The following is a 15656-nucleotide window of genomic DNA, read 5'->3' as shown; positions in this document are numbered from 1 at the left end:
CAGTATATACAGAGATGAAAACTCTTCAAAAATCACCTAAAGTTATCTCTGCTTTGTTCGAAGCCCCTTTAGTTAAATACGCGGCTTGATATTCAAAATTCGACTATGTTACACTGTCGGAGTAATATTGAACTTTATTGTTATTCCTTGGTTTTTAACTCGACAGAGATATCACCATAAACACCTCTCCCTTCTAAATGCATGAAGCGTGCCACGATATAAATTCAATAAAATCAATATTTTATAAAAATTCTTTCTCTAAAAATTATCCAACCCTGTCAAATATAAAAACGAATAGTTGAGATCGCAAACTATATTTTTGTTCTTTTCCAAGACAAAGATAAAAAAAGCCCATAGACAAAAAACGAGATTACTGTGAGAATCACATACCGTCACTCAGAGGGCCCCTCGTCGTAGCCTTGGCGAAGACGTAAGGGCCCGTGGAGTCTCTAGAATCCCTCAATAGAGATTGCACTAAATTGCTGATTAATGAGATTCCACGTCGCCTAGCGGCGACTCTGAATGACGGGAGCTGATCATTACTTCTCTCGTATTATGAGTTTTGCAGCCTACTGAAACGCTCGCATCGATGAAAACCGATAAAATTATCTATGACAACCATTAGTTCCATTTCTTGCTTTTCTTTACAGCTCTTTTCATTCTAGTTCTTGATTTGTGACTTTTTCTTGTAAGAACTTTTCAATAAGCTCTTGACGATCACGTATACTGTGTTTGTTTATAGAAGGGGCTGGAGATGGAGATGGCTTTGACCTTTTTTCTGGAAAGAGTTTGTCAATAAGCTCTTGACGGCAATCACTCTTATCAGGCGTTCTTGCAATATAAGGCACCTCAATTCGCTTCGGCCTTGTTAATTTCCACTTATCTGTTTTAAAACGATCAAAAACTTCCTGCTGTACGGCTATTTGATCCTCAAATAAAGCTTGAACATTCGGATGTAAATTTGGAGCCGCTTTTAAAAATGTCCGCAGGTCTTTAAGTGTAAGTGAGCGTTGACTTACAAAGTTCTCACGCCATTTACTAGTGAAAAATAAAGGAGTATTCATTATTATTTTAGGTGAAAGGATGGTCTCGTCAGCTGCAAAGAAAAATGATGACACATGAACCATCCTAAGAGATAAAAGAGATTGCTCAGGAAGCCCAGAAAGACTATCGTGTAGCCTAGTATTATACTGGAACCGACTCTTAACTTGAGCACCTTCATAATGATCTTCTTCAAAAGTCTGACAGGACAAATCAACCTCATTCACATGAGGCCCTGCCATCAGAAGAGTATGAATATTTTTCCCTGTGAAATTAGCACGTTGTAATATCATCTTTTGAAGATGTCTCAAAGCCTCTGGAACAAATTGCATTGTACCTTCGTCAACCATCTTAAAGTTTTTTAAGATGAGAACTCTCAGGTTGAAAGTCTTTTCCAGCAGAGATTGTAAATCTTTAGATGACATCTCAGAATCACTTAAATCAAGACGCTCAAGATTTGGATGATTATCCAGAGAAACCATGGGAGACAAAGGATATACACCTGCGTCTTTAAAACCTATCTTAAAGTCAGATAATTGAACACATAGATTTAATATATCCCTCACATCAGTCAACTTCAAATTCGCGCTAGACATATCTAGCCTTTGAAGCCTGGCCAACCAACCTTGTCTTTCACCGAGCGCAGCTTTAAAAGTTACAGATGAGGTAAGAATTTTATCATAAGAGGTGACACTTACTCCTTTTTCACTCAAGAGTATAATTTCAGTCAATTGAAGACCCTCATATGCTGTCACCCGAGGAGAGGGATGCTGCTGCTCGACTGATTCAACAGTTATCGTTTTAACTTTGGCATTAGCAGGCAAAGCCTTCAATATCTCTATAAAATTACTGACAGAAAGAGACCTATCGTCATAAGGAGATAAAGCAAAAAAAACATATTTGTTTCTCAGTGCATTTAAATTACATGAACGACACCACCGAGGCGTTGCAATAACAAAACGAAAAATATCTTTAGCAGCCAGATATTTAAATATATTTTCCCAAATTGTTGAATGAAAGGGAAATTTATATCGATGTATTCGGCTATCTAACACTTTTTTCTGCATATGATTCACAAGCTCTTGGGTAACACGAAACCCATGGAAAGTATTTAATGAATCATTATCAAAATCAATAAGCTGCTCTTGTGCAGCTAAAGGATTATGTGTTTGTAAGCAAGAAATTACGACGTCAGACATAGAGAATACTCCATCATTAAAATTTGAATTATTCTACAGTACAAAAATGATACATTCAATCATGATTTTAATCATTATCTTTACAGATCTTTTGTGAATAGACTCCTATACTGTATCCATTGATAATAAATGAGGGTAGCAATGACTTTATGGCAATTTTGGGTAGATCGAGGCGGCACATTTACAGATATCGTAGGACAATCCCCTCAAGGAAAAATTGTCACAGCCAAATTCCTCTCCGTGAATCCAGAACAATATAAAGACGCTGCTGTCTATGGCATTAAATCCCTCCTTGGCATTGCGCCACAAGACCCCATCCCTTCTGGCCTGATTGATTGCGTCAAAATGGGGACAACCGTTGCAACAAACGCGCTTCTTGAACGTAAAGGAGATCGCACCCTTCTGGTCACCACAAAGGGGTTCAGAGACCAGCTCCGCATCGGCTATCAAGCCCGTCCACAAATCTTTGCCAGACACATTATTTTGCCTGAGCTTCTGTACGAATCAATTCTTGAAGCCAATGAACGCGTAGACGTGAAAGGCTCTATTGTTCAAGAGCTTGATGAAAAACACCTCAGATCAGAACTCCAAACCTTTTATAATTCAGGTATCAGGTCTGTTGCCATTGTTTTCCTGCATGGATATCGCTACCACGAACACGAAAAGCGCGCTGGCGCCATTGCAAAAGACATCGGCTTTACACAAATCTCACTCAGCCACGAGGTGAGTCCGCTCATCAAATATGTAGGCCGGGGCGATACAACTGTTGTGGATGCTTACCTCACCCCTATTCTGCGCCGCTACGTTGATTCTGTCGCATCAGAACTTGGCACAAAGACAAGACTTCTCTTCATGCAATCAGGCGGCGGTCTCATCCATGCTGATATTTTCAAAGGAAAAGATGCGATTCTCTCTGGTCCTGCAGGCGGCATTGTTGGGGCTGTCAAAACAACAGAGATCGAAGATATTCGGAAAATTGTCACCTTCGACATGGGCGGAACCTCAACAGACGTAGCGCATTACAATGCTGATATTGAAGGCTATGAAAGATCTTTTGAAACTGTTGTTGCAGGCGTTCGGATGCGCGCTCCCATGATGCGCATTCACACTGTTGCTGCAGGCGGCGGCTCTATCTGTACATTTGATGGCCAAAAAATGCGCGTTGGCCCTGAATCAGCTGGCGCAGTGCCAGGGCCTGCTTGCTATCGCAGAGGCGGCCCTCTCACCATTACTGACTGTAACCTGATGGTTGGCAAAATCAGGCCGGATCTATTCCCTTCTATCTTTGGACATGGAGCCAATGAGCCCCTTGATGCAGATATTGTCAAAGAAAAATTCAACCTCTTGGCAAAAGAGGTTGAACAAAACCTAGGAAGGCACATGAAGCCTGAAGAAATTGCTGAAGGATTTCTGAAAATTGCTGTTGAAAATATGGCAAACGCCATCAAAAAAATTTCTGTTCAACGTGGCTATGATGTCAAAAGCTATACTCTCAGTTGCTTTGGGGGCGCTGGCGGACAACATGCTTGCCTTGTTGCAGAAGCGCTTGGTATTGAAAAAGTTCATATCCATCCACTTGCGGGCTATTTATCCGCCTACGGCATGGGCCTTGCAGACGTATCAATCATCAAGGAAAAAACAATTGAAGAAAGACTCACCAAAGAAAGCCTCCAAAATCTATCAACTGAATTCGAAAAGCATGAAGCCCAAAGCCGTGATGATCTTAAAAGCCAGGGCGAAGGTAAATCAGAGATTCGCACTTTACGAAAAGTCCATGTGAAATATGATGGAACAGACACAGCGCTTGAAATTGCCTATGACACCGATTACAAATCATTCCTTACGCAATTTGAGGAAAGATATAAAGAGCGGTATGGCTTTACGATGCAAGGCAAAAACATCGTTATTGATTCACTCTCAACTGAAGTCATCTCAACCTCTGCAAGCATTGCTGAGACAAGCTTTCCTTATGAAAATGCATCTGCCCATTCCTTTGCTGATGCATCGCTTTATGAATTGGGTGACTGGAAAAAAGCACATCTCTACAAAAGAGGAGATCTGAGACCCGGCCACATCATCAAAGGCCCCGCTCTCATTGCAGAAAATGGCGCAACAACCATCGTTGAATCAGGCTGGAATGCGAGTGTTAGTGCAAAAAATCACCTTATCCTTGAAAAAATGCACGATCGTGCTGAAAAAAAGATTGGTACCGAACAAGCAGATCCAATCATGCTCGAAATTTTCAACAATCTCTATATGTCCATTGCAGAACAGATGGGTGTTGTTCTCGAAAACACAGCCTATTCGGTCAATATCAAAGAAAGGCTCGATTTCTCCTGCGCTATTTTTGATGCTGATGGTAATCTCGTTGCCAATGCCCCTCATATGCCTGTTCATCTCGGCTCAATGGGCAAATCTGTCAGAACTGTGATTGAACGCAATCACAATACCATGAGACCAGGCGATGCCTTTATGCTGAACGATCCCTATAATGGCGGAACGCACTTGCCTGACATCACCATTGTCACGCCTGTTTTCCACCGCACAGATGGGCAGATTATATTCTATGTCGCCTCACGCGGACACCATGCGGATGTGGGTGGCCTTACACCCGGCTCCATGCCGCCCATGAGTCAATCCATCGATGAAGAAGGCGTTCTGATTGATAACTTCCTATTGGTCAGAGACGGTATTTTACAATTAGAAGCTCTTGAAACACTCTTTAAGACAGGCAAATATCCTGTCAGAAACTTCACTCAAAATCTCGGCGATATCAAAGCGCAATTGGCTGCTAACGAAAAAGGTGTGCAAGAATTGTTCCGAATGGTTGATTATTATGGCGAAAAAGTTGTCAGAGCCTATATGAAATATGTTCAAGACAATGCAGAAGAGCATGTTCGTAATGCAATTTCGAAGCTCAAAGACGGATCCTTCTGCCTCAAAATGGATAATGGCGCGCAGGTTCAGGTTAAAATCATAATCGATCAAAGGCATCATAAAGCAAAAATCGATTTTACAGGCACCTCCGCCCAGCTCACAGACAACTTCAATGCCCCTTCAGCTATTTGCAGAGCCGCTGTTCTTTATGTTTTCAGAACATTGGTTGATGAAGATATCCCTATGAATGAAGGATGCTTAAAGCCAATTGAAATTATCATCCCTGAGCATTCTATGCTGTCTCCCTCATATCCCGCGGCTGTGGTTGCAGGAAATGTTGAAACATCTCAAGTGATCACCAATTGCCTTTATGGCGCCTTAGGTGTGCTGGCAGCAGCGCAAGGGACAATGAATAACTTCACCTATGGCAATGAAACCTATCAATATTACGAAACCCTATGCGGCGGATCAGGCGCAGGGCCAAATCATAGAGGCACAAGCGGTGTTCATACCCATATGACAAACTCACGTCTCACGGACCCAGAAGTGCTCGAACTTCGCTATCCCGTACGCGTTGAGCATTTTGAAATTGTCAAAGGAACAGGTGGCAAGGGAAAATTCAATGGCGGCGATGGAACACAGCGCGCTATTCGTTTCTTAGAAACGATGACAGCCTCAATTCTCTCGAATCATCGCAAGATACAACCCTTTGGCCTTCATGGAGGTGGTGATGGCGCTCTTGGCAAATCATGGCACATACCCATCAAAGGCATCAAGAGAGAACTTGGCTCAACCGAAACCATTCAAATGGAAGCTGGTGACATTTTTATGATCCAAACCCCAGGTGGGGGTGCTTATGGAAAGACATGAAACATATTGCTATTAGAAATCGTAATCTAAACCATCAACACAATCTAACAACGTCATTCAGAGCCACACCCTTCAGGTGTGGCGTGGAATCTCTTCAAATCTCAAAACAAAATACAATACTTGTTGTAAAATTGCCAAGACTCCACGGGCCCGAGGACGGGCCCTCTGAGTAACGACTCTTGACATTTCAAAACCCATTAACAGTTCCTCATAAAATCAATACTTTTTCACTTGCATTTTCATTCCGACCATATTATAAATGAAGCACTTCACACACGAGAAACCTTTCCGGTTCACATAATGTGACGATCTCGTGGAGGATTAACCGGTATTATAGGAGACAGAAATGACAAATATACCACAATTTACAATGCGTCAGCTATTGGAAGCAGGCGTACACTTTGGCCACCACCAACGCCGTTGGAACCCAAAAATGTCTGATTACATTTATGGCGTTCGTAACAACATCCACATCATCAATCTTGAAAAAACAGTTCCTTTGATGAAAGAAGCTTTGGATGTTCTGCACAAAATCGTATCACAAGGCGGTCGTGTTCTTTTCGTTGCAACAAAAAGACAAGCACAAGAAAAAACAGCTGAAGTCGCTAAAAAATGCGGTCAGTACTATGTAAATCATCGCTGGTTAGGTGGTATGATGACAAACTGGCCAACAGTGTCAAACTCGATCAAAAGATTAAATACACTCAATGAAGAGCTTGCAAAGCCAGATCATGGTTATGTAAAGAAGGAATATGTAAACCTTTGCCGCCTTAGAGACAAGCTCGAGCTATCACTTGGCGGGATTAAAGACATGGCAGGTCTTCCTGATGTTCTCTTTATTCTTGATGTGAAAAAAGAAGCCCTTGCAATTCAAGAAGCAAACAATCTCGGCATTCCAGTGATTGCTGTTCTTGATACAAACGTTGATCCAGACGGTATTGATTACCCAATCCCAGGAAACGACGATGCATCAAGAGCAATCGACTTCTACCTCGACATTGCTTGCGAAACAATTCTCTCTGGCATTCAAACAGAACTTACATCTGCTGGTGTTGATCTTGGTGCTGGTAAAGACATGAATGAAGATCTTGCGGCTCTTAAAAAATCAGTCTCAAAATCGCTCGGTAAAAAATCTGACAAGCCTAAAAAAGAAGCTGCTGAACCTCAAGAAGCTGAAGCACAAGATGCACCAGAAGCAGTAGAAGCTGAGCAAGCACCAGCAAAAAAGGTAGCTAATAAAACAGCACCTGCTGATAAGCCAAAAGCAGCAAAAGCAAAGAAGTAATACCGAGTCTGAGATTCAATCAGACAAATTCAGCAAAACAACCTATACCATTCATTTCAACAATGAATGGTATAGAAATTTGAAGGCACTTGCCTTCCCATATACGTGAAGAAAGAGGAAAAAATGGCAGAAATTACAGCACAAATGGTAAAAGACCTACGCGAAAGATCAGGCGCAGGCATGATGGACTGCAAAAAAGCATTAAATGAAACAGCTGGCGATCTTGAAGCAGCCGTTGATTGGCTTCGTAAAAAAGGGCTTGCTGCTGCTGCAAAAAAAGCTGGCCGCGTTGCATCAGAAGGTCTTGTTGCGACATCTCTTCATGGTAAAGTGGGTGCAGTTGCTGAAATTAACTCAGAGACAGACTTCGTTGCCAGAAATGAGCAATTCCAAAACTTCAGCAAAACAATCGCTGATCTTGTTGCCCAAAACAAATTTGATGCAACAAGTGTTGCAAATGCTTCTTATCCAGGAAAGTCACACGCTGTTTCAGAAGAGCTCACCTCAATGATTGCAACAATCGGCGAAAACATGTCTATCCGCCGCACACAATTTTTTGAAGTTTCACAAGGTGTTGTAACTTCATACATTCACAATTCTATTGCGGATGGCCTTGGTAAAATTGGTGTTCTTGTTGCTCTTGAATCTGCAGGTGATGCAAGCAAACTTGAACAACTAGGTCGCCAACTTGCAATGCATATTGCAGCAGCACGTCCAGAAGCTCTTGATGTTGCCTCTGTTGATTCAGCAAATCTCGATCGTGAAAAAGACGTTTTGGTTGCACAAGCAAAAGCATCTGGCAAACCAGAAGCCATCATTGAAAAAATGGTTGAAGGCCGTATCCGCAAATATTACGAAGAAGTTGTTTTGCTTGAGCAAGTTTTCGTGATCGATGGCGAAACACGCATTAAAGACGTTGTTGCAAAAATGGCAAAAGAATTAGGCACTGATGTGACCTTAAAAGCTTTTGCTCGTTTTGAACTCGGCGAAGGCATTGAAAAAGAAGAGAAAGACTTTGCAGCGGAAGTTGCAGCACAGCTTGCAAACTGAGTCTACTTAACAAACTATTTTCTCATTGCTTATGCATTGAGATAGTCAGAGAATCGTCATTCAGAGCCACCCCCTTTAAGGGGTGGCGTGGAATCTCCTAAGCTAATTATTGAAATGAAATTCTTAATGATACATCGCAGAGACTCCACAGGCCCGAGGGCGGGTCCTCTGAGTGACGGTATTTCAACATTATTCAGGTAAAATGACTTTCAAAGCAAATTGGGAAAAGACAGACAAGCAGATTCAACTCAAACCTGAAACCATTGCATCAATGGCTTCCAAAGCTTTTCCGAATGTGCCTCTCCTATCCTATGAAGTACTCTCACAAGGTTGCGCTAACCTGAACATCAAAATCGTTCTTAAGAGTGGCACCTATAATTTACGCATCTATCTCAGAAACAGAGAAGCCGCCTATCGCGAAGCGCACATTGCAAGCTTCATGAAATTTGACATTCCCATTCCAGAAGTCTTCTATATCGGTGATCACACTGAAGATTTGACAACTTATCTGTATGTAATAACTAAATTTATGGAAGGCATTCCCCTAAGAGACCTTCTCCTCAATTATCCTGAATCGAATTGGCAGAATATCATGGTAGATGTAGGCGCTATACTCTCTGAGTTTCGCCGACTCTCATTTCCCCATGCCGGCTTTTTTGATGAGCACTTCAATATCCCAAAACCTTTTCAACCCAAGGATCTTATCTGTCATATTGATACTTGTCTAAGTAATCAAAACGTACAAAAAGCTCTTGGTAATGCAATGCTTCAAAAGCTTCAAGATATCTTTGCAAAGCACTCAGATTATTTCCCTAATGAATCTGATGCCACATTGGTCCATGGAGACTTTGATCCTGCCAATATTTTAGTCCATCGAATAGACGATACATGGAGAATCTCAGCCATTTTAGATTGGGAGTTTGCCTTTGCCGGATCTTTTCTATGGGATGTGGCGAATATGTTACGTTATGCACATCATATGCCTCATTGCTATCAAGAATCTTTCATCAAAGGCATACAAGAGGCAGGTCTTGAATTGCCTGAAAATTGGCAGAAAACCGTGGCTTTACTCAATCTTTCATCACTATTGGATATCCTCTCTCGCCATTCCATTCAAGAACATCCAAAGCAATCTCAAGATATCTCTCAATTGATTAAACATCACACAAGCTCCTTGTCAGCCTGAAAAGCCTCGTGTAAGATCTCCTGAAATAAGGAGAGAAATACATGACCTTCATCACACCCACACCAACCCCTCAAGGCAGAGCTGACCTGCCACTCCTAACAGCCTATTGGAATACAGAGCGCAAATCATACGCCATCGCTTATATACCCAGGGCTCTAGGCACCCATCCCCTAGAAAACAATGACCTTGGCCACTGGACCATGCTCATCACTTATCTTCGTGATGAATCTATTAACTTACGCCTTGTCTGCAGAGCCTTTGCTCACCCATCGCTTAGAGTATATTATCTCAATGGGCCAATTGATCCACCAAGATCAGGCGCAAATATGAACGTCAATGCTTATAACTTGATCCAAAGAGTCACTCAAACAAGCGAAGGATGTCTTTATTCCAACCCAACAATTGATCTCAAACGTAGCTTTTCTCAGGACAAGGTCTTGAAGCACTCATTAAAAGCGCACCTAATCTCAATGTCATCATTTATTCAACAGATAAAAAACATATAACAGCCCAAGAACTAAGTGTGCTGCAAGCAACCTATCCCCACATTGAATTCAGAAATCTCGCAACTTATATCTAAGCGGCCCAGTAGGATTGGTTACTTTGGCGCCAAGATTCAAGGATCTTTTCAGCCTCGATTCTATTTATCTTTTCAAAATACTTTAATGTGTGATTCAATTCATTCGGATCAACCACGTGCTCACCAGTTCTTGCACTACGTGCAAGCAAAAATAATGTTGCAAAACGGCTTTTTTCAAAGAGCATCGCCTTACATATCAATGCAAGCCTTTTCCCGCCGACATCATCAATCACATCTGTCACAATCACTTCAGTCAATCTCACATAAAGACTAAAAACATATTTAAACAAAGCATATTGCCTCATTCTAAGCAATTGAATTAAAAAATCAGAGTTTACAGACTGAGCAGCTGTCATCTTTCGAGCCAAAGCTTTTTGACGATCACTGACAACTGTTTTTGAAGGCTCGCAATTATCCACCAATTTTTGAATGGCCAAATCTATCGATTTATTCAACGTTTCTGAATCAATCGGATAATGCTTCATAATCGCTTGCTTGATTTCTTGACTGGCCCACCAATAGAGTTTTGCGGCAGCCGCACCATTCATCTCAGGACGCTTGATCACCGAAGGCTGCAATGATGGCTCCTCACATGCCATATCCACAACATTTTCAAAAATAGGCGGAGATAAAATAGCTGTTTCATTATCAAGAACATTTTGAACCACCTCAGAATCACCAGCCTCAATCAAAGCATTTGCAAGCTCTTCTGAAATATTACGTCTTTTAGAAATGGAAATTTGATGTTCTCGCCCCATCTTCAAGGCAACCTCAATCAAATTCGCATCTTTCAAAATGGGGCTATTCTCTAAGATAGGACGCGCAATCGGAATCTCATCACAAGCCAGTTTCATCACAAGATCAATCGGCAGAGTATCAATGGTTGCTAAATCTTCAGCAAGCATTTTACGAATTTCCAATTGGGCTACATCCAATAAGTGCCGTAAAATCTGATTCAAAATACCAATTTCGCTCTCTGTGAGTTTTTTGTCTTGAACTTCAACGGCCTTTCCACGATAAATACTCGACAACTCACAGGCCAGTTGATGACGACCTGTTTCCGATTTATCATGCGCTATTGCTAAAAGACCTTTTACATCCATTTTATATTTTTGGTTCTGGCTCTGGTTTAAATTTTCATTCATTTTATTATTAACAACCACTCAATGACTATTATATATGATATTTCTAAAAAAGAATAAAATTTAATGAAGCAAATAGCAAGTGTATAAAAAGACTAGAAAAGAATACTAAATAAGTCTAGAATGACTGAAACCTAACCATTCAAAAGATGAGCCCATTTAAATGCCCTCTCAAATTGAAAATAGATGCCGTGAAAAAGGCCTTAAGATGACTGAACAACGGCGAATCATTGCACAAGTTATCTCAGAATCATCAGATCATCCTGATGTTGAAGCAATCTACCAACGTGCTTCACAAGTCGATTCGAACATCAGCCTTGCAACGGTCTATAGAACAATGCGCCTCTTTGAAGAGTCTGGCGCTATTGCCAAACTCGGTTTTGGAGATGGCAGAGCCCGCTATGAACAAATTTCAACAGAAGATCATCACCATCACCTTATTGATCTTCAATCAGGTGAAATTATTGAATTTCAGAACGAAGAACTCGAAGCTTTGAAACAAAAAATCGCACATGAACTAGGCTATAAGCTCGTTGATCACACGCTTGAACTTTATGGAGTAAGGCGATCAAACGGATGACCCAGAAAAAATCCCCACTTTCTAAACAAAATATTGCTTTTTTTGACTTCGATGAGACACTCATTGAAAATGATAGCCTGCTGCTCTTTCAATATGCTCTTCTGGGAAAAACAAAAACATACCTTTCTTTTTTCCAGGCTCTTTTCCTGACCATCATTCATCATCTAAAAGGTTCTTCAAAAGGTGAGGACTTTAAAGGATCTGTCAAAGCTGAATGGATCTACTTGACCATGCGTCATCAACCTATCAAACATCTCGAAAAACTGGCTGAATCGATTGCATCTCAGTTGACCTGGAAGACGTCCATTGTCCAAAAACTACAATCGCATGCTGCAAATGGTGATAAGATTATCATCGCAACAGGTGCCTTAAGCATATTCATCAAGCAAATCATCAATCAAAAAGTCCCCTATGATGCCATCTTGTCAACTGAGATGGAAGTCAAAGACGCAAAGCTCACAGGCTTCATTAAAGGATACAATTGTGTCCGCATCAGAAAAGCTGAAGCCATACAGAATTACCTTAAAACACATGGTCCCTTCAACACAATCTATGCCTATGGAAACTTGCCCTCTGATCGTTATATGCTCGATTTAGCTGATGTTGCTGAAGCCATTCCAACAAAATATAAAATCTAACCTGCCGCTTGCAGAATCGTTTCTATATTACTACTTGCTTCGCTTAAAATAACTTTGTTTCTGCCTGATTTTTTAGCAACATATAGCGCTTCATCAGCCCTTTGCAAAGCTTTAGAGATTGTGTCATCCATCTTCACAAGATAATGAGTAAGGCCAATACTAACAGTGAAACAGATAACGTCTTCGTTAGAGGATAATTTAATCCCTCCAATCGCCTCACGCACACGTTCAGCAATTTTTTGACCATCTACAAGATTCGTATTCGGTAAAAGCAAGGCGAACTCCTCCCCGCCAAAACGACCAAATATATCTGTATCTCTGATCATCCCTTTAACAACTTTTGCAAGCTTAATTAAAGCCTCATCACCAACAGCATGACCAAACGTATCATTGATTGATTTAAAATGGTCAATATCGAGCATCATCACACATAGACTTAAATTATACCGCTCTGCACGCACAAATTCCATATTCGCAAGCTCAAGGAAACGACGTCGATTAAAGCAACCTGTCAAAGGGTCAACTGTTGCAAGGCGCCTTAGCTCATTCTCAAAAATCTTCCGATCTGTAATCTCAACACAAATCGTGATGATCCCATCAACCTCATTATATGTATTGGTATAAGCAGATTTATACACAATAAAGTGACTCGCTTGCTGATTCTTGGCCTGATAAGTCACATCAAACTTATTCTGTTTCCGGCCCTCTATCAATCCCTCTTCATTTTGATTAAAAACCTGAATCTCTTGATTATCAAAAATAAAACTTAAGGGTTGGCTAAGAATATCATCTTTCTCTTTTTTAACAAATTTGCAAAAGGCATCATTGCACTGAATTAAAATCTCATCACGATTCTTGACATAGATTAAATTAGGAACCGTGTCAATCAGCCTTTCCTGGAATAAGCGCGCATCTTTGGCGCGCCGCAAAGCAATATCAAGCTCTTCTGCAATGGCAACCAAATCACTCGCTGAATCCTCATGTTTTGCTCGATTAAACTCAAGCTCCATTTCATAAGACAACTGTTCTGTAATGTCCATAAAATTGGTTTGAATCACATCTCGACCATCCCAATGAATTTTTTGAATCTTGGCAGAAACCCAAAAATCACTTCCGTCCGCATGCAACAGGCTTAATCGAGAAATAACACGCGGCGGAGCACCTTGTTCAAGATTATCCCATATCTGCAGAAAGGTCATTCTGGCATCTTCAGATAACAAACCATCAACTGAACCAACTTGTCTTAAGTCATCAAAAGCCTTGAATCCAAACATCTGATTAAAGGTTTCATTCGCAAATATTGGCTGAAACTCATCATGTATTAATAATGCTTCCTGACTAATATCCAGCATCACCTTTAATGCAGAATATTTTTCTTCTGATCGTTGCAGTTGTTTCTCAGTCTCTTGGGATTTTCTGATGTACTTTGACTTCAGCACAAAAAAGCCTAAGCTAGCCAACCCCATAAGGCAAAACAAACCAACGATAACAGAAGAAAAATGTGAGAGGACGCTTATCATTCAATGGACCCTATATCCTTATATTTCGTATTATCTTACAACTTTCTTAAAAAACAGCAAAGCTCTCCAAAATATAGTGAAATTAAACTTTCTCTTTATGCGCATCGACAAAGAGTTAATCAATTAATAAGAAACCCCATCCTACACTAATAAAAATTTAAAGAGGTTAAAAACGATGGCCAAAGTAGAAACTTTTCAGATATATGTAAAGCAAGAGAGCGACGCACAACTTGATACAGATAGGGTTTTCTATGTCTTTGGCGAAAGAATTGAGATAGACTCAGCACGTGAAAAAAGAGACTCAATCCCTCTCATGGCATCTCCAGACACCCCTCTTCTGTCACGAAAGTCTGAGATCTCGACTTCAAAAGCTGTTCAAGCAACAATAGAAACAGTTGAATTAAATGAAGACGAAAGCCTACAAACCATTGGCAAAAAATTTTCATCGATTGAATGGACGCCCAATAAAATAGAAGTTCTCTTAAAAGCTTTTGCACAAAAACCAACCGACTTTCTTGTTTATATTTCAAGGGCTGAGGCGATGAAATATATCAATGCCAATAATGTCTATGTGCAAAAAGGCCGTAATGCATTTCATGTCAGCACCCCTTTATTTCGCGTTCATGCAACTGAGGTAGATCTGAATGGCAAATCTGCTTATCAAATCAAAAAAATTGATAAAGTATATTTCAGAGGACAATCCGGACTCATTGATGCTGGCCTAGGTGAAGTCGCCACTAGCGACAGAACAAATACGGAAGCAAATGATTTTATTTTCACAAGCGATCGAATTCAAGACACCATTATTCCAGCCATCCCCGTTACAGTCACACAGGATACTAAAATTAATATGATCCTAATGATAGGTACCTTTATTTTCCAAGTCGTGCAATGGGCTCTAACGAGGTACCTGCCGACCTCAGAAGCCGCATCATAAGTTATTCCTATGCCTCTTAAGAAGTTCATAAGTTTTTGACATTACACTCGAGCTTGGAGTCAAAAATAATACCAATCTCAAGTACCATCTCAGGAGAGAAGAGGAAATACCATGCCAAGTAATGACAAAATAAGAGCACTCGTAACGTCTGTTGATAGATTTACAGTGTACAACCCAAAGCCCATCACAAAAAAATTTCAAGAAGACAAAGCATTTTATGTTCTCGGAGAGAGAATCGAAATCAAACACGTACATGGCTCAAAAATTGAAGCACCAGATGTAGATATAATGCAACGTAGTGTTCAAGTTTACGCCGTAAAAGACTCCTCAGAACAGAGGCGTATGCGCAGAAGAGCAGATTCTGATCCTGAAGCTCTCTCCAGCCCCAGACTCACAAAAAAACCTATCAGAAAAAGAGAGTTCAAAATAGCCAGAAGTCAAGATACAGAGCTATCAAGCTCAGAATCAGGAACAAAAGGGAGCTCTTCCGATGAGAGTAGTGACTCAGCATACTTTAAAAAACAATTTGCACATGCAAATTGGAACATCTTTCAAAGACGAGTTTTTTTCAATCATTTGCTCAAAAACCTCATGATTTTCCTGTTTTTATGTCAAAACACGCTGCTGTTAAAGAAATGCAAAAATATACTGTTATCTCTGATAAAAAAAATGACCCAGTCCAGATAGGAGCACCCATTTTCAAAGTCATGGCAAGCGAAACAGAAGTTGGAGGACAAAGAGCCTATACAAT

General features: G+C 40.7%; 11 protein-coding genes. 8 read left to right on the top strand and 3 right to left on the bottom strand.

The features are described from left to right. Nucleotides 1-656: 656 nt before the first annotated feature. The gene (locus KBF71_07310; protein ID MBP9878118.1) at nt 657-2240 is read right to left on the bottom strand and encodes a hypothetical protein; all 1584 of its coding nucleotides are present in this window, start codon (nt 2238-2240) and stop codon (nt 657-659) included. Between the two features lie 141 nt (nt 2241-2381). Between KBF71_07310 and KBF71_07305 the strand changes: the two genes are divergently transcribed. From KBF71_07305 to KBF71_07285, 5 genes are all read left to right on the top strand, one after another. Further along, complete coding sequence (locus KBF71_07305) at nt 2382-5987, top strand: hydantoinase B/oxoprolinase family protein (GenBank protein ID MBP9878117.1); 3606 nt, start codon at nt 2382-2384, stop codon at nt 5985-5987. A 370-nt stretch (nt 5988-6357) separates the two neighbouring features. Next, entirely contained in the window at nt 6358-7272 is a 915-nt protein-coding gene (gene rpsB / locus KBF71_07300; GenBank protein ID MBP9878116.1) for a 30S ribosomal protein S2, read from the top strand. Between the two features lie 123 nt (nt 7273-7395). Beyond that, the gene (locus tag KBF71_07295) at nt 7396-8322 is read left to right on the top strand and encodes an elongation factor Ts (GenBank protein ID MBP9878115.1); all 927 of its coding nucleotides are present in this window, start codon (nt 7396-7398) and stop codon (nt 8320-8322) included. 172 nt (nt 8323-8494) lie between these two features. Further along, nucleotides 8495-9508, top strand: coding sequence for an aminoglycoside phosphotransferase family protein (locus tag KBF71_07290; protein MBP9878114.1), 1014 nt, complete (start codon nt 8495-8497; stop codon nt 9506-9508). Nucleotides 9509-9549: 41 nt separating this feature from the next. Continuing rightward, complete coding sequence (locus KBF71_07285) at nt 9550-10014, top strand: hypothetical protein (protein MBP9878113.1); 465 nt, start codon at nt 9550-9552, stop codon at nt 10012-10014. Between the two features lie 70 nt (nt 10015-10084). Here KBF71_07285 and KBF71_07280 read toward each other — a convergent pair whose 3' ends face one another. Further along, on the bottom strand, nt 10085-11233 hold the full coding sequence (locus KBF71_07280) for a DUF2336 domain-containing protein (GenBank protein MBP9878112.1): 1149 nt from the start codon (nt 11231-11233) through the stop codon (nt 10085-10087). 160 nt (nt 11234-11393) lie between these two features. On the opposite strand from KBF71_07280, the gene KBF71_07275 reads away from it, so the two are divergent. After that, the gene (locus tag KBF71_07275) at nt 11394-11810 is read left to right on the top strand and encodes a transcriptional repressor (GenBank protein ID MBP9878111.1); all 417 of its coding nucleotides are present in this window, start codon (nt 11394-11396) and stop codon (nt 11808-11810) included. Next, the gene (locus KBF71_07270) at nt 11807-12448 is read left to right on the top strand and encodes a haloacid dehalogenase-like hydrolase (GenBank protein MBP9878110.1); all 642 of its coding nucleotides are present in this window, start codon (nt 11807-11809) and stop codon (nt 12446-12448) included. The genes KBF71_07275 and KBF71_07270 overlap by 4 nt, the downstream gene beginning before the upstream one ends. Here KBF71_07270 and KBF71_07265 read toward each other — a convergent pair. Further along, a complete protein-coding gene (locus KBF71_07265) occupies nt 12445-13968 on the bottom strand; it encodes a sensor domain-containing diguanylate cyclase (protein ID MBP9878109.1) in 1524 nt (507 codons plus the stop codon). The genes KBF71_07270 and KBF71_07265 overlap by 4 nt on opposite strands. 175 nt (nt 13969-14143) lie before the next feature. Here KBF71_07265 and KBF71_07260 point away from each other — a divergent pair, with 175 nt between their 5' ends. Beyond that, nucleotides 14144-14905 (top strand): hypothetical protein, encoded by a 762-nt coding sequence (locus KBF71_07260; GenBank protein MBP9878108.1) that lies wholly within the window; start codon nt 14144-14146, stop codon nt 14903-14905. Nucleotides 14906-15656 lie beyond the last annotated feature (751 nt).

This window comes from Alphaproteobacteria bacterium (assembly GCA_018063245.1).
In the GTDB taxonomy this organism is placed as follows: domain Bacteria; phylum Pseudomonadota; class Alphaproteobacteria; order JAGPBS01; family JAGPBS01; genus JAGPBS01.
The sequence above is the reverse complement of the archived record's forward strand: the minus strand, read 5'-3'. Positions and strand labels throughout refer to the sequence as shown.